Annotated in this window: 23 protein-coding genes; 16 read left to right on the top strand and 7 right to left on the bottom strand. The window is 62.8% G+C overall.

The genetic code is table 11. The annotated features are described in order from the left end of the window. Positions 1-221 precede the first annotated feature (221 nt). The 4 genes from leuA to NKI15_RS18880 all read left to right on the top strand — a co-directional run bounded on the left by leuA (position 222) and on the right by NKI15_RS18880 (position 5,470). Positions 222-1,898, top strand: coding sequence for a 2-isopropylmalate synthase (leuA, locus tag NKI15_RS18895; RefSeq protein ID WP_023683640.1), 1,677 nt, complete (start codon positions 222-224; stop codon positions 1,896-1,898). Between the two features lie 193 nt (positions 1,899-2,091). Then, positions 2,092-3,861, top strand: coding sequence for a tetratricopeptide repeat protein (locus tag NKI15_RS18890; protein WP_023669961.1), 1,770 nt, complete (start codon positions 2,092-2,094; stop codon positions 3,859-3,861). Between the two features lie 103 nt (positions 3,862-3,964). Next, positions 3,965-4,768 carry an alpha/beta fold hydrolase gene (locus NKI15_RS18885; RefSeq protein WP_023686188.1) on the top strand — a complete coding sequence of 268 codons (804 nt, stop codon included), beginning with the start codon at positions 3,965-3,967 and terminating at the stop codon, positions 4,766-4,768. Between the two features lie 84 nt (positions 4,769-4,852). Next, positions 4,853-5,470 (top strand): hypothetical protein, encoded by a 618-nt coding sequence (locus tag NKI15_RS18880; RefSeq protein ID WP_023733389.1) that lies wholly within the window; start codon positions 4,853-4,855, stop codon positions 5,468-5,470. Here the strand turns inward: NKI15_RS18880 and NKI15_RS18875 are convergent, their stop codons facing one another. Continuing rightward, complete coding sequence (locus tag NKI15_RS18875) at positions 5,471-6,397, bottom strand: metallophosphoesterase family protein (protein ID WP_023683636.1); 927 nt, start codon at positions 6,395-6,397, stop codon at positions 5,471-5,473. 71 nt (positions 6,398-6,468) lie between these two features. On the opposite strand from NKI15_RS18875, the gene NKI15_RS18870 reads away from it, so the two are divergent. Next, on the top strand, positions 6,469-6,969 hold the full coding sequence (locus NKI15_RS18870; RefSeq protein WP_031195394.1) for an NUDIX domain-containing protein: 501 nt from the start codon (positions 6,469-6,471) through the stop codon (positions 6,967-6,969). Between the two features lie 16 nt (positions 6,970-6,985). On the opposite strand, the gene NKI15_RS18865 is transcribed toward NKI15_RS18870, so the two are convergent. Then, a complete protein-coding gene (locus tag NKI15_RS18865) occupies positions 6,986-7,972 on the bottom strand; it encodes a glutathione S-transferase family protein (protein ID WP_023699707.1) in 987 nt (328 codons plus the stop codon). Positions 7,973-8,243: 271 nt separating this feature from the next. Here NKI15_RS18865 and NKI15_RS18860 point away from each other — a divergent pair, with 271 nt between their 5' ends. From NKI15_RS18860 to NKI15_RS18835, 6 genes are all read left to right on the top strand, one after another. Beyond that, on the top strand, positions 8,244-8,780 hold the full coding sequence (locus tag NKI15_RS18860) for a GNAT family N-acetyltransferase (RefSeq protein ID WP_023669955.1): 537 nt from the start codon (positions 8,244-8,246) through the stop codon (positions 8,778-8,780). 106 nt (positions 8,781-8,886) lie between these two features. Beyond that, positions 8,887-9,648 (top strand): 3-hydroxyacyl-CoA dehydrogenase, encoded by a 762-nt coding sequence (locus NKI15_RS18855; RefSeq protein WP_023705950.1) that lies wholly within the window; start codon positions 8,887-8,889, stop codon positions 9,646-9,648. Between the two features lie 6 nt (positions 9,649-9,654). Continuing rightward, the gene (locus tag NKI15_RS18850; RefSeq protein ID WP_352513964.1) at positions 9,655-10,851 is read left to right on the top strand and encodes a CaiB/BaiF CoA transferase family protein; all 1,197 of its coding nucleotides are present in this window, start codon (positions 9,655-9,657) and stop codon (positions 10,849-10,851) included. 5 nt (positions 10,852-10,856) lie between these two features. After that, entirely contained in the window at positions 10,857-11,627 is a 771-nt protein-coding gene (locus NKI15_RS18845) for a HugZ family pyridoxamine 5'-phosphate oxidase (protein WP_352514047.1), read from the top strand. Between the two features lie 153 nt (positions 11,628-11,780). Continuing rightward, entirely contained in the window at positions 11,781-12,119 is a 339-nt protein-coding gene (locus tag NKI15_RS18840) for an ArsR/SmtB family transcription factor (protein WP_023669951.1), read from the top strand. Between the two features lie 71 nt (positions 12,120-12,190). Beyond that, on the top strand, positions 12,191-12,985 hold the full coding sequence (locus NKI15_RS18835; protein ID WP_023683629.1) for a TrmH family RNA methyltransferase: 795 nt from the start codon (positions 12,191-12,193) through the stop codon (positions 12,983-12,985). A gap of 38 nt (positions 12,986-13,023) precedes the next feature. Here the strand turns inward: NKI15_RS18835 and NKI15_RS18830 are convergent, their stop codons facing one another. Together NKI15_RS18830 and NKI15_RS18825 are read right to left on the bottom strand one after the other, a co-directional pair. Next, a complete protein-coding gene (locus tag NKI15_RS18830; protein ID WP_352886571.1) occupies positions 13,024-14,184 on the bottom strand; it encodes a coiled-coil domain-containing protein in 1,161 nt (386 codons plus the stop codon). 155 nt (positions 14,185-14,339) lie between these two features. After that, complete coding sequence (locus tag NKI15_RS18825; RefSeq protein WP_245259859.1) at positions 14,340-14,876, bottom strand: DUF1134 domain-containing protein; 537 nt, start codon at positions 14,874-14,876, stop codon at positions 14,340-14,342. Between the two features lie 391 nt (positions 14,877-15,267). On the opposite strand from NKI15_RS18825, the gene chpT reads away from it, so the two are divergent. Beyond that, positions 15,268-15,897, top strand: a complete 630-nt coding sequence (gene chpT, locus NKI15_RS18820) for a histidine phosphotransferase ChpT (protein ID WP_023669947.1) — start codon at positions 15,268-15,270, stop codon at positions 15,895-15,897. Positions 15,898-16,141: 244 nt separating this feature from the next. Beyond that, entirely contained in the window at positions 16,142-16,510 is a 369-nt protein-coding gene (locus tag NKI15_RS18815; RefSeq protein ID WP_023669946.1) for a response regulator transcription factor, read from the top strand. Between the two features lie 85 nt (positions 16,511-16,595). Here the strand turns inward: NKI15_RS18815 and ctrA are convergent, their stop codons facing one another. Beyond that, on the bottom strand, positions 16,596-17,291 hold the full coding sequence (gene ctrA / locus NKI15_RS18810) for a response regulator transcription factor CtrA (RefSeq protein ID WP_006203583.1): 696 nt from the start codon (positions 17,289-17,291) through the stop codon (positions 16,596-16,598). A gap of 449 nt (positions 17,292-17,740) precedes the next feature. Between ctrA and NKI15_RS18805 the strand changes: the two genes are divergently transcribed. Beyond that, the gene (locus NKI15_RS18805; protein ID WP_023669945.1) at positions 17,741-18,118 is read left to right on the top strand and encodes a flagellar export protein FliJ; all 378 of its coding nucleotides are present in this window, start codon (positions 17,741-17,743) and stop codon (positions 18,116-18,118) included. 107 nt (positions 18,119-18,225) lie between these two features. On the opposite strand, the gene NKI15_RS18800 is transcribed toward NKI15_RS18805, so the two are convergent. Beyond that, positions 18,226-18,627, bottom strand: coding sequence for a winged helix-turn-helix transcriptional regulator (locus tag NKI15_RS18800; RefSeq protein WP_023669944.1), 402 nt, complete (start codon positions 18,625-18,627; stop codon positions 18,226-18,228). Positions 18,628-18,718: 91 nt separating this feature from the next. Here NKI15_RS18800 and NKI15_RS18795 point away from each other — a divergent pair, with 91 nt between their 5' ends. Next, positions 18,719-19,648 (top strand): NADP-dependent oxidoreductase, encoded by a 930-nt coding sequence (locus NKI15_RS18795; RefSeq protein ID WP_352886569.1) that lies wholly within the window; start codon positions 18,719-18,721, stop codon positions 19,646-19,648. A gap of 64 nt (positions 19,649-19,712) precedes the next feature. Here the strand turns inward: NKI15_RS18795 and sciP are convergent, their stop codons facing one another. Next, on the bottom strand, positions 19,713-19,988 hold the full coding sequence (sciP, locus tag NKI15_RS18790; RefSeq protein ID WP_013529904.1) for a CtrA inhibitor SciP: 276 nt from the start codon (positions 19,986-19,988) through the stop codon (positions 19,713-19,715). 257 nt (positions 19,989-20,245) lie between these two features. On the opposite strand from sciP, the gene mnmA reads away from it, so the two are divergent. Next, positions 20,246-21,436 carry a tRNA 2-thiouridine(34) synthase MnmA gene (gene mnmA / locus NKI15_RS18785; RefSeq protein ID WP_352536598.1) on the top strand — a complete coding sequence of 397 codons (1,191 nt, stop codon included), beginning with the start codon at positions 20,246-20,248 and terminating at the stop codon, positions 21,434-21,436. Positions 21,437-21,485: the final 49 nt, after the last annotated feature.

Genomic DNA, 21,485 nt, shown 5'->3' with positions numbered 1-21,485 from the left:
GAAGGAGCGCCCGGCGGTCGAACCGCCGCTTACGCGCACGCTCCTTGGCCAGTTCAGAAATTGGCAATTCACATCAAGCGAACGAAAATCTGATAAGGCGCTGCTCGCCCTGGAATCCGTCCGAAGACCGATCCGCGAGCCGCCGGGAGAACAAGACGATGAACGCACGAGAAGACATCCGCACCGGCGAAGCCGAAAGCGTAAAACGCGCGGCCGGCCACATGCCGGGCGCGGCCCGAAAATACCAGCCCTACCCGACGGTCGGTCTCACCGACCGCACCTGGCCCAACAAGGTCATCGACAAGGCACCGGTCTGGTGCTCGGTCGATTTGCGCGACGGCAACCAGGCGCTGATCGATCCGATGGGTCATGAGCGCAAGGCGCGCATGTTCGCCCTGCTGCTCGACATGGGTTTCAAGGAGATCGAGATCGGTTTCCCCTCGGCCTCGCAGACCGATTTCGATTTCGCCCGCTGGTGCATCGAGGAAGGCAATGTGCCGGCTGATGTTTCGCTACAGGTGCTGGTGCAGTGCCGTCCCGAACTCATCACCCGCACCTTCGAATCTCTGAAGGGCGCCACCAATCCGATCGTGCATTTCTACAATTCGACCAGCGAGTTGCAGCGTCGCGTCGTCTTCGAGAAGGATGTCGGCGGTATCAAGCGCATCGCCACCGACGCGGCCAAGATGATCACCGACATGGCGGCCAAGGCCGGCGGCGGTTATCGCTTCGAATATTCGCCCGAAAGCTTTACCGGCACCGAGCTCGAAGTCGCGCTGGAGATATGCAACGCCGTCACCGAGATCGTGAAGCCGACAGCCGACAACAGACTGATCATCAACCTGCCGTCGACGGTCGAGATGTCGACGCCCAACATCTATGCCGACCGGATCGAATGGATGTGCCGCAACCTGGACGACCGCGAGAACCTGCTGATCTCGCTGCACCCCCACAACGATCGCGGCACCGGCATCGCCACCACCGAGCTCGGCCTGATGGCGGGTGCGGACCGCGTCGAAGGCACGCTGTTCGGCAATGGCGAGCGCACCGGAAATGTCGACATCGTGACGCTGGCGCTCAACATGTACACGCAAGGCGTCGATCCCCATCTGGATTGCTCCGACATCAACCGGATGAAGGACGTCTACGAATATTCCAACCAGCTGAAGATCTCCGAGCGCCATCCCTATGTCGGCGAACTCGTCTACACCGCCTTTTCCGGCTCGCACCAGGACGCCATCAACAAGGGCATGAAGGCCTTGAAGAAGGCCAACACGCCGGTCTGGGAAGTGCCCTATCTGCCGATCGATCCGGCAGATGTCGGACGCAGCTACGAGGCGATCATCCGCATCAACTCGCAGTCGGGCAAAGGCGGCATCGCCTATGTACTGCAGGCCGATTACGGCCTCAATCTGCCGCGCAACCTGCAGATCGAGTTCAGCCAGGAGATCCAGGCGATCACCGACGCCGAAGGCAAGGAAGTGCCGGCAAAACGCATCCATGACCGCTTTATTGAAACCTATGTCGACCAGCCCGGCGCACGACTGAAGTTCCTCGACCATCACACCTATCCCGATACCGAGAAAAAGGGCCGGCGCGTGGTCGAGGCGGTGATCCTCGACAACGGCAAGGAGACGACAATCGCCGGCTCCGGCACCGGCCCGATCGACGGCTTCGTCGATGCGCTGTCGCGTCATGTTGGCGTCGACATGTCGGTGCTTGATTATTCCGAACATTCGCTCCAGCGCGGCTCGAACGCCTCGGCGATTTCCTATGTCGAGATGGAATATCCCGGCGGCAAGCTGTTCGGCGCCGGCATCAACACCAACATCGTCGCCGCCTCGCTGGAAGCCGTTGTTTCGGCCGCCAACCGGATAATCGGCCGCAAGGCCGGCTGATATTTTCCCGGGCGCCGAATGTCCGCGGCGCCCGGAAATCCCCCATTTGCCGAGGGAAATTCCGGTCTTTTGTGTCAACCACCGGCAACTATCCGGTGTGTTACGCGATCGCATAACATAAGCATGCTTGTATGGAAGTGCAGGCTCTATATGATTGCGCCTCAACCTGTGCCGACTTCGAGAGGATCGACACTTGCAGCATGCCACGCCTGCCGCCCCCGCAGTGCGCGAGACACTGGAGCGACTGCTCGCCAGCGAAACGTTCGGACGTTCCGAGCGCGCGCGCAAGTTGCTGCGCTATCTTGTTGAGCGCGAGCAGGCCGGCGAAGCCGACAGGCTCAAGGGTTTCTCCATCGCCATGGACGTCTTCGGCAAGGACGGCGATTTCGATTCGTCGACCGACGCCGTTGTCCGGGTGCAGGCAGGCCGGCTGCGCGAACTTCTCCAGCATTATTTCGCCAATGAAGGCATAGCCGAACCGGTTCGCATTGCCATTCCGCGCGGCGGCTACGTGCCGTCCTATGAGCTCAACGCCATACGCCTGCCGGTTGGGCAGGAGCCGCTTGCGGCGGCGGTAGCCGCCTTGCCCGGATCGCCCGACCAGGCGGCTCTTGACGCCGTTCCCGCTGCCGCGACAGCTTCGGGGGTTACAGAACCTGGGCCTTCGCTGGCGCGCCATCTCCAGTTCTTCTGGGTCGCCATGACGCTGGTCATTCTCATGCTGGGCGTGCTCATCCTGCGCCAGGGCAGCGGCGCATTGCTTGCCAGCAGCGATCCTACCGCGGTGGTCGAGACCGCGGGCGTAACGAGCAGCATCGCATCGCCGTCGATGGAGGCCCTGCCCCTCGTCTACATCGCGGTGAAGGCCACCGGCCCCGAGGCCGGCCGCGTCGCCGCTTCGCTGCGCGCCGGCCTTGCCGGTTTCGACACGATCGACTTCATCGGCCGCGACGCCGACAGCAAGCGCGATCCGAGCACCGACCCGACCAGCTTCGTTTTCGATGTCCTGCCGGGACCAATGGCAGGTGACGTGACGCTCGAACTGCAGAGCGTGGCGACCGGCCGCGTGCTTTTGTCCCGCAGTCTGACGGCCGCCGACAGCGCACCTGGCACCGTCGAGGATCGTATCGCCGCCATCCTCAGCTCGACCGTTCCCGCCTCCGGCCCGCTCTACAGCTACATCGAACAGAACGGCATTCAGACCGGGCTGACGAGCTGCCTGATCCTCAACGACAGATACTATCTCGACCAGAGCACCAGGACGCACGAGGCCGCCTATCGCTGCCTGGACAACCTCGCCGGCCAGGGTGCGAAATCGTCGTTGGTCTATTCGGAACTGGCCTCCCTGACCCTTGAGGCCGCCACCGATCATTACGCCTATCCGCCTGGCGCGACGGTCGAACAAGCAATGTCTTTCGCCCATCGCGCCATCCAGATGGGACCGACCAGCCCCTATGCGCACCGCGCCTATGGCTACCTCAATTCGCGCCTCGGCAACACCGAGGAATCGATCCGCTGGATGCGCAAGGCCTATGAGCTCAACCCCTACGACCTCGGCATGGCTGCCGCTTACGGCTATGGCCTGATCTTTGCCGGCAAATATGCCGAGGGAACACCCATCCTGACCCATGCCGTCGAGACGTTCAGCGGCCATCCGACATGGTGGGATTTTGGGCTTTTCGCCGGGCAATTCATGCTGGGCGACATGAACAAGGCCGCGATAGCCAGCGAGTCGCTGCGCACGACGGCGATGAAATCGCATTATCTGGCGGCGCGGCTGATCGGCGCCAAGGCTGCCGGCCGCGAACAGCTGGCAGCCAAGCTTCTGGATGAGCTGACCACCAAATTCCCGAAATTCGCCGCCGATCCGCGCGCGGCCTTCGCCGAGCGCAAATATCCCGCCGATCTGACCGACCGGCTGGTTGAGGCGCTGCGCGCCGCGGGCCTCGGCAACGCCAGCTAGTCTTTCCGGATCGCGAAAACTTTACTGGCCATCGGTCTGGACTGGGAGCAATCCAGCCTCGATTCGAATTTCCTCTCCAGTCTTGCAATAATCGCACATTTTCATGGTCTCATCCCTCTATGTTGCCGAGCGGGGCGCCGGGCCGAAGACGGTCGTCCTGCTGCATGGCTTCGGTGGTTGCCATGATATCTGGCGCGAGGTGACCGCGTCGCTAGGGCCCGATGTCAGGACCTTGGCCTACGATCTTCCGGGACACGGACTGTCTCTCGAATTTCCTGGCAGCGGCCCGGCCAAAACAGCGGCGCGAGCGGTTCTCGCCGATATCGCCGCACGCGGGATAGCAAGGGTGCATGTCGCCGGTCATTCGATGGGCGGCGCGGTCGCCTCCCTGATGGCGCTTGCCGAGCCTGAAAGGATAGGCTCGCTGACGCTTCTGGCGCCGGGCGGTGTTGGCCCCGAGATCAACGGACCGCTGTTGCGCCGCTACGCCGCGGCCGCCGACAGACGGGAAATCCGCGCCTGCCTTGCCGCCATGTCGGGACCGCGAAGCCCGCCGCCCGAACGCATCGTTGGCGTCCTGGCGGACCTACGCCGTCGCCCCGGCCAGTTGCGCAAGCTGATTGAGATATCGGCCGTCATGACCAGGAACGAGCGGCAGGGGGTCATACCCCGCGAACAGCTGGACACCCTCGACATGCCGGTGATGGTGGTTTGGGGAACGGACGATCCGGTGCTGCCCTTTACCCAGGCTGATTGTCTGCCGGCGCATTTTCATATTCATCACGTGCTCGATGCCGGCCATATGCTGGTCGAGGAAGTGCCTGATGTGGTCGCCCAGGCCGTGCGCCGAAACATGGCACGCCGCGGCAGGCGCCTGCGTCCGACATTCGAGGCCGCGGCGAGCTAACTTACTTGCGCCCCGCATCTCGCCAGTGCATTTTGCCGCCGCCTGTGTTAACTCGCAATTAACCATATCAGCGAGGCGACGCCGATGAAGGACACTGGCGAAAACATCACCCCCATCGACACCTCCCGCAAACTGTCCGACGCCGTTCGCGATGTGAAAAATGCCTTCGCCGATCGCGACGATGTCGTGGTCGACATGCGCGAGGCGCACCGGATGCGGCTTGATCTGCTCGCCGCCGAGCTCGCCCCGGTCTTTGCCGACGTGCCCGCCGACATGGACAATTTCGACTTCGTCGTCTCCTCCGGCCTGCAGCCCCGCCTGTGGATCGACGCCGTCAGCCATGTCGCCATGGGGCGCGACCGCCGCACCTACCGCTTTCTCAGGGATACCCGCATCGGCCGCGTCGTGCTCGCCGAATCGACCGATATGAAACCGGTCGCCGATCAGGTCACGCGCTATGTGGCGGAGCGTATCGTCGAGCGTCAGCGCATGATGGAGGGCGGTGTCGAGCCGGCCGTCGCCGACCTGAAACGCGCCGCCGTGCCGGAAGCTGAGCCGCCCTTGCAAGCAGCCGTGCCCCGCAGGGGCTGGTCGACGTTCCTTTCCGGTCTCGGCTTGGTCGCCGCCGGCGCGCTTGTTGGCCTGGCGGTGGCGGCCGCGCTGTTTTGGGATCGCCTGATGGCGATGAAGATCAGCTTCTGATCAACGATCTGGAGGCCTCGGTGTCTGCGCGCCGAGTTCAATGACCTGCAGGTCCGATGGCGGCAAGGCCGGCCCGGTCAGGCCGCGCCGCGTCAGGCGAATCAGCCAATTGCCCTTCTCCCCGTCAATATCGAGCAGATTGTACTGTGCCGCCGGGTTCTTGCTGCCTGGCGACTGCCCGGCGGCGGCGACGCCGACGACCGGAATCCTGGCGCCGCGCCCGCCGATGAAGAACAGCGACGGCAGATGCGAATGGCCGTGCAGCACGAGTTCGGCGCCATGCCTATGAACGGTCTTGTGGAAGCGGGAGATGCCGAACAGGCGCTTTTGCTGGGCGACGGCGCCGCGCACCGGCGGATGATGGATCATGATCACCCGCAACAGGCCGCGTTTGTTCGTTGCGTCGAGCACTGTCGCCAGCCTTTGCGCCTGACCTTCGAGGAAGAAGCCGTTGGCCATGAACGGCGCCGTGGCGCGCGCCGTCGAAACGCCGATCAGCGCGACATTGCCGCGTACGCGCAGATAGGGAAAAGCGTTGCGGTCGATCGGCGCAGTCACGCCGTCGCCGCTCATCCACGCCGCCCAGGAGCGGCAGACCTTGTCGAAGGCGCCCGGCACATAGGCGTCGTGGTTGCCCGGCACCACCGAGACATCCTCCGGCGAACCCAGCGTCTCAAGCCAGTGCTTGGCCATCTCGATCTCGCCGTCGAGCGCCAGATTGACCAGATCGCCGGTAACGGTGAGGTGGTCGGGTGTGCTCGCCTTCATGTCGGCGACGATGGTGTCGATGACGGCATCGTGCATATGGCGGCGGCGGTTGCGCTGCCAGTTGACGTAGCCGACGACGCGCTTGGACGCGAGTTCGCGATAGGTTACACCGGGAAGCGGCCCCAGATGGACATCGGAAATATGCGCGAGCCTGAACATCCTTCCTTCATAGGCGACGCGCTCCCCGCTTTCCACTCACTGTTTCCTGCCCATCCACGGTTTCGCTAGTCATGGCTATATCGGACCCGGAGCAGGCGTTTCGCCAGACCGGCTGGGCAGGCCTCAGGGCAAGGCTGTTCCATCTCTATTTCCTGCTGCGGCGGCCGATGACGCTGGGCGTGCGCGGCCTGATCCACGATCGCGCCTCGAACACTGTCTTCCTCATCCGCCACACCTACGTTCCCGGCTGGCAATTGCCGGGCGGGGGCGTCGAAGTCGGCGAGACGCTCGGTGAGGCGCTGGTGCGCGAACTGGCCGAGGAAGGCAACATCGCGCTGACAGCCCAGCCGGTGCTGAAATCGATGCATTTCAACCGCCGCTCCAGCCGCCGCGACCATGTCGGCCTCTATCTCATCGAAACCTTCAACCAGACCGCGCCGAAACTGCCGGACCACGAGATCGCCGAAGCAGGCTTCTTTCCGCTCGACCGCTTGCCGCATGGCACGACGCCGGCGACGCTGCGGCGGCTTGCCGAGGTTTTTGAAGGCGAGCCGGTATCGCCGTACTGGTAGGCTGTCAATCCGATGCTCACGCCGCCTGCCTGAACCGCGCCCGGTCGTGCGGCGCGCCATAGTCGAGCCCAGGCCCGACCGGCACGATGCGCGTCGGGTTGATGCTCTCGTGGCTGCCGTAATAGTGCATTTTGATGTGGTGCAGGTTCACCGTGCCGGCGATACCGGGCACCTGGTAGAGGTCGCGCAGATAGTTCGAAAGGTTCGGATAGTCGGCGATGCGGCGCAGATTGCATTTGAAATGGCCGACATAGACCGGGTCGAAACGCACCAGCGTGGTGAACAGCCGCCAATCGGCCTCGGTGACACGCTCGCCAGTGAGATAGCGCTGTTTTGACAGTCGGCCCTCCAGCGTGTCGAGCGCCGCGAACAGCTCGCCGAACGCCTCTTCATAGGCCGCTTGCGTGGTGGCAAAGCCGGCGCGGTAGACGCCGTTGTTGACGGCGGGAAAGACCAGCGCATTGACCTTGTCGATCTCGCCGCGCAGGCCTGGCGGATAGGAATCGAGAGCGGCATCGCCCCACTCGTCGAAGGCCGAATTGAGCATGCGGATGATTTCGGCGGATTCGTTGGAGACGATGGTCTCTTCCTTCTTGTCCCACAGCACCGGCACCGAAACCCGGCCCGAATAGGCTGGATCGGCCTTGGTGTAGATTTGGTGCAGGAAGTCGAGGCCGTAGAGCGTGTCGCCGGTGGCGCCATCCTCGGCCAAAAACGTCCAGCCCTCAGCACCGAGGAAATGATGTACGACTGAAACCGGGATGATGTCTTCTAGCTTCTTCAGCGCGCGAAAGATCAGCGTGCGGTGCGCCCACGGACAGGCGAGCGAGACATAAAGATGGTAGCGTCCGGGCTCGGCCTTGAAGCCGCGCGTACGACCTTGCGCCGGCGCGCCGTCGCGCGTGATCCAGTCACGCCACTGTGTCTCGGCGCGGATGAACCTGCCGCTGCTATCGACATTGGCCGGACGGTCCTGCCATTTGCCTTCGACCAGCAATCCCATACGAAATCTCCTTGCGTGCCTTGGCCAATGTAGTCGCAAGGCGGCAATGCCGAAGCCGTCATCTGCTGAACAGAGCGTCACTCGTATGAAACGCCGGATGAAAACAGCCGATTGCAGCCGCCGGAAATTGATGCTAGCGGACACTCCGCATGTTCGATCTTGGCTTGATCCGGTTTGACCGACGACGAAAGGGCGCCCGCGCTTAGAAAGCGCTGACTGGCGAACGCTGCCGCTTGCAGCAACCTTTCCTCTTTATCGGACCGCGAAGACCATGAGCCTTGCCGACGTGAAATACCTGCCGGAAACTCCGGCGCATGATCCCGAAATCGAAGCCATCAACGACGAAGCCTTTGGCCCCGGCCGTTTCGTGCTGGCCGCCTACAAGATCCGCGAGACCGGCGGCCACGAGCGCTCGCTGTCCTTTGTCGCCATGGATGGCGACATCGTCATTGCTTCGGTGCGCATGACCCGCATCGCCGCCGGCGCCGGCCGCGCGCTGATGCTCGGGCCGCTTGCCGTGCGGCCCGCCTTCAAAAATCTCGGCATCGGCCGCCGGCTCGTGGCGATCGCGCTGGAGGCGGCCGCCAAGGCCGGCGCGCCGGCGGTGATCCTTGTCGGCGACGAGCCTTATTACGGCCCGCTCGGCTTCAGAAAGATCCCCCGCGGCCAGATCTCCATGCCGCGCCCGGTCGACCTCGACCGGCTGCTGTCGCACGAGATCGTGCCCGGTGCCGTGGCGCGGCTCTCCGGCGAGGTCGGCCATGCCAGCCTTGCCAGGATCGCGGAGCAGGCACCAGTGATGGCCTGAGCTCCAGGATCGGTCACGGCACCGGTCGCGATGGATCCCCATTGGTCAGGTTGCACCATGGCGGCGACCTCCGTAGCATGACCCGGAACAGCACGGAGCATGCAGCATGAACCCGAACGGCCAGATTGCGATCGTAACCGGCGGCGGCTCCGGCCTCGGCGAGGCAACCGCCCGCGCGCTGGCCGACAAGGGCGCGCGCGTCGCCATTTTCGATATCGGCATCGACCGGGCATCGAAGGTGGCGGGCGACATTGGCGGCGCCGCCATCCAGTGCGATGTGAGCAGCGCCGACAGCGGTGCGGCCGCGGTCACCGAGGTGGAAAAGAGACTTGGGCCAGCGCGCATCCTGGTCAATTGCGCGGGCATTGCCATCGGCGTGAAGACGATCGGCAAGGATGGTCCACATCCGCTCGACCAGTACCGCAAGGTGATCGAGATCAATTTGATCGGCACCTTCAACATGATCCGCCTCGTCGCCGACCGTGCCGCCAAACTCGAACCGCTGCAGGGCGGCGAGCGCGGCGTCATCGTCAACACCGCGTCGGTGGCCGCCTATGATGGCCAGATCGGCCAGGCCGCCTATGCCGCATCCAAGGGCGGCGTCGTCGGCATGACGCTGCCGGTTGCCCGCGACCTGGCGCGCTCCGGCATTCGTGTCTGCACCATCGCGCCCGGCATCTTCAAGACGCCTATGATGGCCGGCATGCCGCAGGAGGTGCAGGATTCGCTCGGCGCGGCCGTGCCCTTCCCGTCCCGCCTCGGCGAGCCGTCCGAATATGCCGCGCTCGCCCTGCATATCGTCGAAAACCAGATGCTGAACGGCGAAACCATCCGCCTCGATGGGGCAATCCGCATGGCGCCGAAATAGACGGCCATGGCGGCCGGCGCAGTGAAGACCGGTCCGCTGGCCGGCCTGAAAGTCATCGAGATGGCTGGGCTCGGCCCGGTGCCTCTGGCCGGGCTGATGCTGTCGGAGATGGGCGCCGAGGTGCTGCGCATCGAGCGCACCGGTTCGGACCAACCCCTGCTGCCCCTCTCCGATGCGTACAATCTCGACCGTCACGGCCGCTCCATCCTGCGCGTCGACCTCAAGCAGGCCAAAGGAACGGAACTGCTGCTGCGCCTTGCCGAAAAGGCCGATCTGTTTGTCGAAGGCTTTCGCCCCGGTGTGATGGAGCGGCTTGGTCTCGGCCCGGATGCTGCATTGGCGCGCAATCCGGCGCTGATTTACGGCCGCATGACCGGCTTCGGCCAGGACGGGCCGCTCGCAGGTCGTGCCGGCCACGACATCACCTACCTCGCCTATTCGGGTGTGTTGCATGCCATCGGCCGGGAGGAAGGTCGGCCGGTGCCGCCGCTGAATCTGATCGCCGACAATGGCGGCGGCGCCATGATGCTGATCGCCGGGGTGCTTGCAGCGCTGTTCGAGCGCTCGCGCTCCGGCAAAGGCCAGGTGGTCGACGCGGCGATGGTCGAGGGCGCTTCGATGCTGGCGGCCCCCATACACGCCTTCATGTCGGCAGGTCTGTGGAGCGACCGGCGCGGCGCCAACCTGCTCGATTCTGGTGCGCCCTTCTACGACACCTATGAGACGGCGGACGCACGCCACGTTGCGGTCGGCTGCCTTGAGCCGCGCTTCTTCGCCGCATTCGCAAGGCTGCTGCCGCTCGGCGAGGATTTTGTCCGCGGCCAATACGACAAGGCGTTGTGGCCGGACATGCGCGCGGCCATTGCCGACCGGTTCCGGCAGAAGACACGCGACGACTGGGACGCGCTGTTTGCCGCAAGCGATGCCTGCGTGGCGCCGGTTCTGTCGCTGGCCGAAGCCAGGGATCATCCGCACAACCGGGCGCGTCACGCATTTGTGAAGGCCGGTGCGCTCGAGCGCCCCGCGCCCGCGCCACGCTTCTCGGCCTCGCAGCCGGCGCTTGCCGGCATGTCTGAAGATGACGATCAGCTGCCCCAGACCGTGCTGGCGCGCTTCGGCTTTTCGACAGCCGAGATCAAAGCGCTTGTCAAAGCCGGCATGATTGGCCAACAACTGGATTTAGAAAATCAACTTACCTGGTGAGCATTTTGGACCAGTCGAAGAAGGACGTCATTCGCGCGACGGACGCCGAGGCGATCAGGCTGGCCGCAACGCTGATCCGCAGCGCCCGTTTCGGCGCCCTCGCGGTGATCGAGCCGTCGACCGGCGCACCGCTGGCCTCCAGGGTCGGAGTCGCCACCGACATCGATGGCACGCCTCTGATCCTTGTCTCGGCGCTGTCAGCCCATACCGGCGCCATCCTTGCCGAGCCGCGCTGCTCGCTGCTTGTCGGCGAACCCGGCAAGGGCGATCCGCTGGCGCATCCCAGGATAACGCTGGTCTGCCGGGCGCAGCCGCTGGAACGCGGGTCGAGCGCGCATGCCCGCGCCGAGCGGCGCTATCTCAACCGCCATCCCAAGGCAAAGCTCTATGCCGAGCTCGGCGATTTCTCGATCTTTCGGCTCGAGCCGGAGCGCGCCAGCCTGAATGGCGGCTTCGGCAAGGCCTACCTGCTCGACCGTGCCGATCTCATCACCGAGGGGGCGATCGTCGACGAGCTGGCCGCCAGCGAACAATCCGCTCTCGACCACATGAATGCCGACCATCTCGACGCCATCGCCGTCTATGCCCATCATTTCGCCAGGGTTGAAGGTGATGGTTGGACCATGACCGGCTTCGATGCCGATGGCATGGACCTGGCATCGGGCGACACCGTTTGCAGGGTCTATTTTCCGCAGCCGTTGAAGACCGCGCGCGACCTGCGGCCGGTTCTGGTCGACATGGCCAAAGCCGGTCGTGCGCCAGCTACGCAAGGATAATCGTCATGAATCAAAAGCACGTCTTGAGATTTGGGCGAAATGATCTACGATTCAGACGACGCTGAATCAGCAGCGTGATCCATAGCTGAATTATAGCAGCCAACGCTATTTGCCCCCATAGCGTTTGGATGAGCAGGAAAACATGGGGCATCGATGGTCTCGACCAAACTAATCGCCAATGCCGAATCGGCGGCGACATTTCTGACCCTTATGGGCAACGAAAAGCGGCTCTTGATCATGAGCTATCTGGCCGACGGTGAAATGTCGGTCGGCGCCATCGCCGAAAAGGTGATGCTCAGCCAGTCCGCTTTGTCGCAACATCTGGCCAAGCTCAGGGCGCTCGATCTTGTCGAGACCCGCCGCGACCGGCAGATGATCTACTATTCCTGCAAGTCCGAAGCCGTGCGCGAACTGTTGCGCATGCTGGACGGCATTTTCGGGATAGGCGACTTGTCCCAAATGGCAACGCGTCTGCGCCGCGCCGGGACTTGACCTGCAGGGCTTGACTGGCGGCTCCGATCGCTCCTTACCTCGCTGACGATTTTTCGCCGGCCGAGGTATTGATGGATCCGATCCAGATCGACGACGCGCGCGATCCGCGGGTCGCCGCCTATCTCGACATCCGCGAGCGCGATCTCACCGGCCGCCATGGCCGGTTCGTTGCCGAAGGCAAGGTGGTGCTGGACGTCCTGCTGTCAGCCGGACGCTTTGCTGCGGAGTCGGTCCTGGTCCTCGAAAACCGGCTGGCCGGGCTCGACGACATCCTGCGCAAGGCCCCTGCCGACCTGCCGGTCTACGTTGCGGCAAGCGCCGTCATGGACAGGATCGCCGGCTTCCACATGCATCGCGGTATATTGGCGATCGGCAGCAAGGGCACGCCACAGCCCGCCGAGGCCTTGCTCGACACCTTGCCTGCCGAAGCGTTGATCGTCGTTCTCATCGGCATCGCCAACCATGACAATATCGGATCGATCTTCCGCAATGCCGCCGCCTTCGGCGCCGATGCCGTCTTCGTCGACGCCACCTGTTGCGACCCACTGTATCGCAAGGCGATCCGCGTCTCCGTCGGCGCCGCGTTGAAGGTGCCCTTTGCGTCCTTCGGCGACACTGAAGCTTTCATCGCGAAGCTCGGCGAGTTGGGCTTCGGCCAGGTCGCTTTGTCGCCGCGTGGTGAGGCTGACATTCGCGATGCCGCGCGACCGAAACGACTGGCGCTCTATCTCGGCACCGAAGGCGAGGGCCTCCCGGAGAGCCTGCTTGCCCGCCTGCGGACGGTGCGGATCGCGATGTCGGAAGGGTTCGACAGCCTGAATGTTGCTGCCGCGTCAGCCATTGCGCTGCACCATTTTTCGCCCTGATAGGCGTAGTCAGGCAATTTCAAGCCGAGGCTTGAAACTCAGCTCGGCAAATCTGCCTTCTGCAACGCCCGGACGCGATCGGCCAGGCTGGTGGTTCCTGACCGCGTTTCCTGCGGCGCCGCCAGCGCCTTGGCGATCGGTGAATCCGGTCCTTCGAGCTTGGCCGTCAAATGGACGACCTCAGCCGCCAGATTGTTCATCTGTTCGCGCAAGGCAGAACCGGCATCATTGCCATTGCCGGGGCCATTCCCGGGCTTCGCGGATCCAGAACCGCCAAGCTCCGCCTTCATCCGCTTGTTTTCGCGGGCCAGCGTCGTCAGCCTGGCTTCGAGCCGCTCTCGGTCGCCTTCGAGCTTGGCGAGCGTCTTGTCCATGTCCTCGTTCCTGGCGCGGGCACTGTCTTGCACACCAACCAGGCCAGCAGCCGCAGCGGCTCCCGTAGCCTCGCCCTTCACCCGCTCGCGAAGCCGGGCCAGTTCCTTTTCGCGGCGATCGAGCTTGTCCTCGCGATCGGCGAGCGTGGCGAGCAGGCGCTCGAGCTTTCTGTCGAGCTCGGCGGTTCTTTTCTTTTCGGCCTTCAAGGCATCGCGCGTGGCCTTGCCTTCGGCGACGACTTCCTGATGGCGCTTGTCGGCCTCCTTGCGCTGGCCGCGCAGCACTGAAATGTCGTTGGCGAGTTTTTCCAGCTCGGATTCGCGCGCCACCAGTTCGATCTGACGATTGCTGGAGGAGAAGGACGCGTCGTCGTACATATGCTCGAGCTTTTCCAGCTCGAGCGCGCGCTTTTCCATCATGCGCTCTGTTTGTGCAAGCCTGTCAGACAGCTGTTGTATCTGCTGCTCGCGATGCAGGAGCAATTCGTTTTTTTCCCCGAGCTCCGAAAGCGCCTGCTTCTTGTCATTGCGCTCGACCGCCAGGCCCTTCAGCGCCTCGCGGCCGCGATTGATTTCGACGAGTTGCTCATTCGCCTGCTCACGCAGCGTCTTGATGCTGATTTCGAGCCGGCGCGTCGTCATGGCGAACTCGGCCCGCAAGCTGTCCTTGTCGGCCTGGATCTCGGCCAGCGTTCGCGGCACCGACGCCTCGACACGCTTGCGTGTCAGCGCGACCGCCCGCCGCCAGATGGCCGGCGCGACCAGCAGCGCCAGAAAGCCTGCGCACAGAAAGCCGAGGGCGAAGAACAGGATCGACTGAACCAAGGTGACTACCCGTTACGGGCGGGCCGCTATCCGGCAACCGCCAAGTCTGGACTTTGCCATGTTCGCATGACGCAAATCCAGCGCTGCGGCAAGGGTTTGCCGCAGCTGCACCGGGTCAGAATCTGTTGATCGGGTCGAAGTGTGGTCGGAATCGCTCAGAATGGATTCCAGGTCGGCCTCTGCGTCAGCTTCAGATAGCCGAGATTGACGCCAAGCCGCGCGCCGACGCCGGTGCGGATCGGCACCAGCAGCACCCTGTTGTTCTGCAGCACGTTGAAGCCGACGCCGGCCACGACATAGGCCGAACCGGCAACGCCGCCGAACCGATTGTAGAGATTGCTGACGTCGTCGAGGTTATAGACGAGCATCATCACCCGCGATCCCTCGCCGCCGAAATCCCAACCGAGCGAAGGCCCTTGCCAGAACACCTTATGGTCGCCGGCATTCTTGGTGTAGAGCGTACCTTCGCCATAGGTCAGGCCGCCAATCAGCGCGCCGGATCCCTCTTCGCCGAGCAGATAGCCATTGGGCAGGCCGTAGGAGGCAAAAATCTTCTCGACGACGGTGGCGAGACCGCCCGACGTCGCGCCGAAGAACTTGTGACCGGAATCGACGATCTCCTGAGCGGTGTATTCCTGTGCCCGCGACGCAGAGGTTGAGAAAGCGAGAGCGCCCATGAGGGCAATCGCCATGAAGAAGACGCGGACAAACGTCCGGTCGTAAAATCGGGAAACCATGCTTCCAATCTCCGTCAGGGAGCACTTTCGCCGACGCCTCGCACCCCGTCCGGCTCTTTAGGCGGCCGTTAAGGATGACTGTTACGGGCAAACTATGCCGTAATCCTTTTTCAACCATTAACCTCCCACATGAACATGGCGGTTCGAAGGCTGTTTCTGACGGTCTGCGCGGGCTCCCATCCTGTGCAAAGATGCCGTTTTTCTCACAAGAATTGTGGATTGTTGCTGCACGCTCGGGCGCTGTGTATTCAGAATGCCTGGGGGGAGAGAGCGTGATTCGGGTGGTGAGCGTGGCTGTCGGCCGCGCGGCCACCAGGATGTGAATTTTAGCAGGGATTTTTCGCCGATGGCTGAGCTTTTCTCTCTCTCCGCACCCGATCTCGCAGCCTTGTTGTGCAGCCGAGTCTGCCACGACATCATTTCGCCGGTCGGCGCCATCAACAACGGCCTTGAACTCCTGGACGAGGGCGGCGCCGACGAAGACGCCATGAAACTGATCCGGCAGAGCGCCAGAAACGCTTCGGCCCGCCTGCAATTCGCCCGCATCGCCTTCGGTGCCGCCGGTTCGGCGGGCATGATGATCGACACCGGCGATGCCGAGTCCGTCGCCATCGCCTTCCTGAAGAACGAGAAGCCGGAATTGATCTGGAACGGGGTTCGCGCCCTGCTGCCCAAGAACAAGGTCAAGCTGCTGCTCAATTTGCTGCTCGTCGCCAATGCCGCCATCCCGCGCGGTGGCAGATTGGTGGTCACGCTGGAAAACCTCGACACCGAGCCGCGCTTTGCGCTTGCCGCAAGCGGCCCGATGCTGCGCGTGCCGCCGAAATTCCTCGAGCTCCATTCCGGCAACAAGCCCGAGGAGCCTATCGACGCCCATACCGTCCAGCCCTACTACACGCTGCTGCTGGCGCGTGAGGCCAACATGACGATCTCGATTCACGCGACCGCCGAAGAGATCGTGCTGTCCGCGGCCTGAGCGAAGCCGCTCGGCAGGACGTCCGAGCATCAAGAACAATCAAGTATCTTTTCCCGCTGATATTTGCGGCAATTCAGAACAGGCAAGTTTCATTGCCGGCAACGCCCCTGCAGAATGGGGCTGCAAACGACATGTTTGTAAAAACTTTACCTAACGGCTTTTCTGCTTCTTTACCAGATCGGACTAGTGTGCATCCCGATACCCGGATGCCGCCGGTTCGCCCCATGGCAAAGAGGACCCGGAAATGAAGCGCTGCATGTTTGTCGACGATTCGAGCGTCATCAGGAAGGTTGCAAAACGGATTCTTGGCGGCTCCGACATGGTGGTGATCGAAGCGGCAACTGGACTTGATGCTGTCGAGATGTGCGCTGCCGAGATGCCTGATGTGATTGTCGTCGACGGCGCCCTGCCGGACATGCAAGCGGTCGACGTCATTCGCCAGGTTCGCGCCATGGAGAGCACGATCAAACCGCAGATTCTGATCTCACTGGTCGAGGTCGATGTTGCCTCGATCATGAAGGCAAAGCGCGCCGGCGCCCAGGGTTATCTGTTGAAGCCGTTCAACCGGCCGCAACTGCTCGAACGTTTTCGTACCTTGAAGGTTGCCGCCTGACTCGGCACGTCCTCGGCCAAGAAGGACAGCAAAAAACCCGGCCTGAGCCGGGTTTTTTGCGTTGATTCAATTGGATGATGTTCGCTCAGGCGCTGACGCGGATGTCTTCCGGCTCGCGCAGCACATAGCCGCGACCCCAGACCGTCTCGATGTAGTTCTGGCCACCGGATGCTGCGTCGAGCTTCTTGCGCAGCTTGCAAATGAAGACGTCGATGATCTTCAGTTCCGGTTCGTCCATGCCGCCATAAAGGTGGTTGAGGAACATTTCCTTGGTCAGCGTGGTGCCCTTGCGCAGCGAGAGCAACTCCAGCATCTGGTATTCCTTGCCGGTCAGATGCACGCGCTGGCCGCCGACTTCGACGGTCTTGGCGTCGAGATTGACCACCAGATCGCCGGTGGTGATGACCGACTGGGCATGGCCCTTGGAACGGCGCACGATGGCATGAATGCGGGCGACCAGCTCGTCCTTGTGGAACGGCTTGGTCATATAGTCGTCGGCGCCGAAGCCCAGGCCGCGCACCTTGTCCTCTATGCCGGCCATGCCGGACAGGATCAGGATCGGCGTCTTCACCTTGGACAGGCGAAGTGTCCGCAAGACTTCGTAGCCGGACATATCGGGAAGGTTGAGGTCGAGAAGAATGATATCGTAATCATAAAGTTTACCGAGATCGACACCTTCTTCGCCGAGGTCGGTCGTGTAAACATTAAAACTTTCAGATTTGAGCATCAGCTCGATGCTCTGAGCGGTTGCACTGTCGTCTTCTATCAGCAGAACGCGCATTTCATTCCCCTTTTCTGCCGCCGGACCATGTCACGACCCATCCGGGACCGGAGCAGTGATTGCCTGAACAGAGGCTGCCATCGAATGGTTAACAAAACCTAATTCCGCACCAAGGACGGTACCAGATTTTTTAACCCCTTTCTACACCCTCTTGAATCTAATGATGAATCACAGAACCAAATCGCTAATGCTACACATTAATAAGTCGGACTAAGTGACTCTAGGGACTCGCTGGCCGGCTTCCGTATCGGGAGCCGGAATTTTTACCCGGCCTTAAGTCCTCGCCCTTATGATTAACAATGCGCGTAAACGAATGGTTACCGCCGGCAAAAAACTTTAGGGATTTGTTTCCCATAGTTCGGGGAATGCCGGTGGATACGGGCGGCGCCAGGCCCTGGCGGGCGGATTGGACGATATGTGCAGGTGTGCGTTTCCGGGAGTACCGAATCATGAAGTCACGTGAAAACCTCGTTCGGCTGAAGCAATTTCAGGTGAATGAGAAGCGGCGGCAGCTGCTGCAGCTCGACATGATGATCGCCGAGTTCGAGCGCATGGCCGTTGAACTGGAGCTTCAGATCACCGCCGAGGAGAAGAAGGCCGGCATCACCGACATCAATCATTTTGCCTATCCGACCTTCGCCAAGGCGGCGCGTCTGCGCCGTGATAACCTCAGAAACTCTCAAAGCGACCTCGCCCAGCAGCGAAGCGCTGCCGAATCATTACTCGGCGAAGCTGAAGCGGAGCTTTCCAAGGCCGAGATGCTGGAATCGCGCGACACCAAGATCCGCGACGCGGAACTCGGCGGTCGCAGCGCCATGATCGGCTGACGGCAGGGTTTTAACCCGACCGGCGCCGCCTGACGCCGCGCTTTGCTTTGCGTGTAGCGCGCCAAAGGCTCCGGCGCTGCTGATCCGGCCGTAAGGCGGCCGCAGCTTCAGGCCCGTGTCAAATCCCCGTCCTGGTTCGCCGCCGCCCTCGCCCGCGCTTGCTTGATGTCAGGCACATGCTCTTCCGACCAGGAGCGTATCTGGGTGAGCAGCCCCGCCAGGTTCTGGCCAAGTTCGGTCAATTCATATTCGACCCGCGGCGGGATCACCGGAAAGATTTCGCGCCGCACAAGCCCGTCGCGCTCGAGGACGCGCAGCGTCTGCGTCAGCATTTTAGGCGTGATGCCTTCGAGCTTACGCGCCAGTTCGCCGTTGCGCATCCGGCCACGGCGCAGCGCACAAACCGTCAGATAAACCCATTTGCTGGCCAGCATCTCGAGCACGGCGTGCGAAGGACACGTCCGCTGGAAGGCGTCATAGCCGGAGCCGCAATCATTATCACTATCCATTAGGTGCCTATATATGGAAAAGGTACATACTGGACAAGGGAATATTACTATCCAAATGATAGTGGCACGGAAACCCCAGCAGGAGCCTCCCATGCGTGCCGTTGTCCAGAATTCAGTCGGCGGACCCGACGTCCTCGTCATCGCCGATCGCCCCGCGCCCTCGCCCAAGTCAGGCGAAGTGCTCGTGCGCGTGCATGCCGCCGGCATCAATCCGGTCGATGGCTCGGTGCGCGCCGGTTACTATCCTTTGCTGGGCGAACCGCCCTTCAGTTTGGGCTGGGATATTTCAGGCACGGTCGAGGCGGTGGGCCCAGGCGTCGATGGCGGCCTCAAGGTCGGTGACGCCGTGTTCGGCATGCCGCATTTTCCCAAGCAGGCCGCGGCCTATGCGGAACTCGCTGTGGCGCCGGCCGATGAAATCGCACCGAAGCCCCAAGGCATCGACCACAATCATGCCAGCGCGCTGCCGCTGGCCGGCCTGACCGCCTGGCAAGGCCTTGTCCGCCATGGCGGCCTGAAGCGCGGCCAGCGCGTGTTGATCCATGCCGCGGCCGGCGGCGTCGGGCATCTGGCGGTGCAGATCGCCAAGGCGCACGGCGCTTGTGTCATCGCCACCGCCAGCCCGAAGAAACTCGATTTCGTCCGCTCGCTCGGCGCCGATGAAGTGGTCGACTACACCAAGCGAGATTTCACCGCCGAGGTCAGCGACGTCGACCTGGTGCTGGAGCCGATGGGCGGCGACCATGCCGACCAATCGCTGACAGTCCTGAAGGACGGTGGGGTCCTGGTGTCGCTGCTCAATGTCCACGACACCACCCGAGCCAAGGCTGCTGCGCGTGGGATCCGCGTCGAGCGCATGTCCGTCGTGCCCGACCGTGAAGGCCTCGTCGAACTTGGCAAACTGGTCGATGCGGGAAAGCTTGCGGTCCATGTGGCAAAGGCGTTTCCGCTCGAACAGGCGGGCGCCGCGCACGCTTTTCTCGCCACTAGGCCGATCGGCAAGGTGGTGCTGGCGGTCTGAAGCAGGCATTACCGACAGGCAAAAGGGCGCGGTTACCGCGCCCTTTTCTGTTGTGGTCCTGGCTCTAGTGCCGGTATTGCTGGATGCGCGTCGTGCGCAGCCCGGCAAGGCCGTATTCGTCGATCGACGCTTGCCAGGACAGGAATTCCTCGGTGGTCAGCTTGTAGCGCTGGCATGCCTCGTCGAGGCTCAAAAGCCCGCCGCGCACCGCAGCAACCACTTCCGCCTTGCGCCGGATAACCCAGCGACGTGTATTCGTCGGCGGAAGATCGGCAATCGTAAGAGGGCTGCCGTCAGGCCCGATAACATATTTGACTCGCGGTCTAACAAGATCGGTCATCGTACTCTCTACTAAAAACTCAAAGACCCAATCCCCACCACATTACCGCCACAGCTTTAAAAATTGCCTAAGCGAACCCTAATGAGTAGGTAAGGATCATGAACGCCGCGTTAGTCTTTTTATCGGCATTTGAGGCAACTGCGGGCAGACGCGCGATTCTCCCGCAAAATCGGCATCGCCGCAAAGCTGGCGCCACCGGTGTGGTTGACCTATATTCGCGCCACTGCCATTGAAGCGCCGCGCAGAACGAAAGAACCATGAACAGCCTCGACCTTCCCGCCAGCCCGCAAAACACCCGCATCGTCGTCGCCATGTCGGGCGGTGTGGATTCGTCTGTCGTTGCCGGCCTTTTGAAGCGCGAAGGCTATGATGTCGTCGGCGTCACGCTGCAGCTCTACGACCATGGCGCCGCAACGCACCGGGCCGGGTCGTGCTGCGCCGGCCAGGACATTGACGATGCCCGCCGCGTTTCCGAGACACTGGGCATTCCGCATTACGTGCTCGACTATGAGGAGCGCTTCCGCAAGGCGGTCATCGACCCGTTCGCCGAGAGCTATGTCGCCGGCGAAACGCCCATTCCGTGCGTCTCTTGCAATCAGACGGTGAAGTTCGCCGACCTTTTGGCCACCGCCAAGGACCTTGGCGCCGATGCGCTCGCCACCGGCCACTATATCCGCTCCGGGGCCAATGGCGCCCACCGCGCGCTATTCCGGCCCGTCGATGCCGACCGCGACCAGAGCTATTTCCTGTTTGCCACCACGCAAGCGCAGATCGACTATCTGCGCTTTCCGCTGGGTGGGTTGTCAAAGCCTGCGGTGCGGGCCATCGCCGAAGAAATGGGGCTGACCGTTGCCGCCAAGCAGGACAGTCAGGACATCTGCTTCGTGCCGCAGGGCAAATATTCCGACATCATCGCCAAGCTGAAGCCATCTGCCGCCAACCCAGGCGACATCGTCCATATCGACGGCCGCGTGCTCGGTCGCCATGACGGCATCCTGCGCTATACGATCGGCCAGCGCCGCGGCATCGGCATCGCCTCGGGCGAGCCGCTTTACGTCGTCCATCTCGACGCCGACCGGGCCCGTGTCATCGTCGGCCCGCGGGAGGCGCTGGAGACGCACAAGATCTATCTGCGCAACATGAACTGGCTGGGCGATCGCGCGCTGTCCGACATTCCGGTCGCCGGCATGGAGCTGTTCGCCAAGGTGCGCTCGACGCGGCCGCCGCGCCCGGCCGTGCTGCATCACCGCGCCGGCAGCACCTTTGTCGAACTGGTCGACGGCGAGTCCGGCATCGCGCCGGGACAGGCCTGCGTGCTCTATTCCGACGACGGCAACGAAGCCCGCGTCTTCGGCGGCGGCTTCATCGAGCGCTCCGAGCGCGGCGCCGAGGCCGAAGCCATGCTCAGCCGGCTCGCAGCCAGGCCGGCGCAGATTCCCGCAGAGTAAACACTACCCTCTCGGAGACAGTTTTAGTTTCCGTCTGCCTTCAGAGCAG

The organism is Mesorhizobium sp. M0862, from assembly GCF_040319795.1.
In the GTDB taxonomy this organism is placed as follows: Bacteria; Pseudomonadota; Alphaproteobacteria; order Rhizobiales; family Rhizobiaceae; genus Mesorhizobium.
The sequence above is the reverse complement of the archived record's forward strand: the minus strand, read 5'-3'. Positions and strand labels throughout refer to the sequence as shown.

What these genes read in the sequence shown, in the direction of transcription:
- leuA (WP_023683640.1), top strand. Translation starts at nt 222, where the DNA reads ATGCCGGGCGCGGCCCGAAAATACCAGCCCTACCCGACGGTCGGTCTC.
- NKI15_RS18885 (WP_023686188.1), top strand. Translation starts at nt 3,965, where the DNA reads ATGGTCTCATCCCTCTATGTTGCCGAGCGGGGCGCCGGGCCGAAGACG.
- NKI15_RS18880 (WP_023733389.1), top strand. Translation starts at nt 4,853, where the DNA reads ATGAAGGACACTGGCGAAAACATCACCCCCATCGACACCTCCCGCAAA.
- NKI15_RS18875 (WP_023683636.1), bottom strand. Translation starts at nt 6,397, where the DNA reads ATGTTCAGGCTCGCGCATATTTCCGATGTCCATCTGGGGCCGCTTCCC.
- NKI15_RS18870 (WP_031195394.1), top strand. Translation starts at nt 6,469, where the DNA reads ATGGCTATATCGGACCCGGAGCAGGCGTTTCGCCAGACCGGCTGGGCA.
- NKI15_RS18865 (WP_023699707.1), bottom strand. Translation starts at nt 7,972, where the DNA reads ATGGGATTGCTGGTCGAAGGCAAATGGCAGGACCGTCCGGCCAATGTC.
- NKI15_RS18860 (WP_023669955.1), top strand. Translation starts at nt 8,244, where the DNA reads ATGAGCCTTGCCGACGTGAAATACCTGCCGGAAACTCCGGCGCATGAT.
- NKI15_RS18855 (WP_023705950.1), top strand. Translation starts at nt 8,887, where the DNA reads ATGAACCCGAACGGCCAGATTGCGATCGTAACCGGCGGCGGCTCCGGC.
- NKI15_RS18850 (WP_352513964.1), top strand. Translation starts at nt 9,655, where the DNA reads ATGGCGGCCGGCGCAGTGAAGACCGGTCCGCTGGCCGGCCTGAAAGTC.
- NKI15_RS18840 (WP_023669951.1), top strand. Translation starts at nt 11,781, where the DNA reads ATGGTCTCGACCAAACTAATCGCCAATGCCGAATCGGCGGCGACATTT.
- NKI15_RS18835 (WP_023683629.1), top strand. Translation starts at nt 12,191, where the DNA reads ATGGATCCGATCCAGATCGACGACGCGCGCGATCCGCGGGTCGCCGCC.
- NKI15_RS18825 (WP_245259859.1), bottom strand. Translation starts at nt 14,876, where the DNA reads ATGGCGATTGCCCTCATGGGCGCTCTCGCTTTCTCAACCTCTGCGTCG.
- chpT (WP_023669947.1), top strand. Translation starts at nt 15,268, where the DNA reads ATGGCTGAGCTTTTCTCTCTCTCCGCACCCGATCTCGCAGCCTTGTTG.
- NKI15_RS18815 (WP_023669946.1), top strand. Translation starts at nt 16,142, where the DNA reads ATGAAGCGCTGCATGTTTGTCGACGATTCGAGCGTCATCAGGAAGGTT.
- ctrA (WP_006203583.1), bottom strand. Translation starts at nt 17,291, where the DNA reads ATGCGCGTTCTGCTGATAGAAGACGACAGTGCAACCGCTCAGAGCATC.
- NKI15_RS18805 (WP_023669945.1), top strand. Translation starts at nt 17,741, where the DNA reads ATGAAGTCACGTGAAAACCTCGTTCGGCTGAAGCAATTTCAGGTGAAT.
- NKI15_RS18800 (WP_023669944.1), bottom strand. Translation starts at nt 18,627, where the DNA reads ATGGATAGTGATAATGATTGCGGCTCCGGCTATGACGCCTTCCAGCGG.
- NKI15_RS18795 (WP_352886569.1), top strand. Translation starts at nt 18,719, where the DNA reads ATGCGTGCCGTTGTCCAGAATTCAGTCGGCGGACCCGACGTCCTCGTC.
- sciP (WP_013529904.1), bottom strand. Translation starts at nt 19,988, where the DNA reads ATGACCGATCTTGTTAGACCGCGAGTCAAATATGTTATCGGGCCTGAC.
- mnmA (WP_352536598.1), top strand. Translation starts at nt 20,246, where the DNA reads ATGAACAGCCTCGACCTTCCCGCCAGCCCGCAAAACACCCGCATCGTC.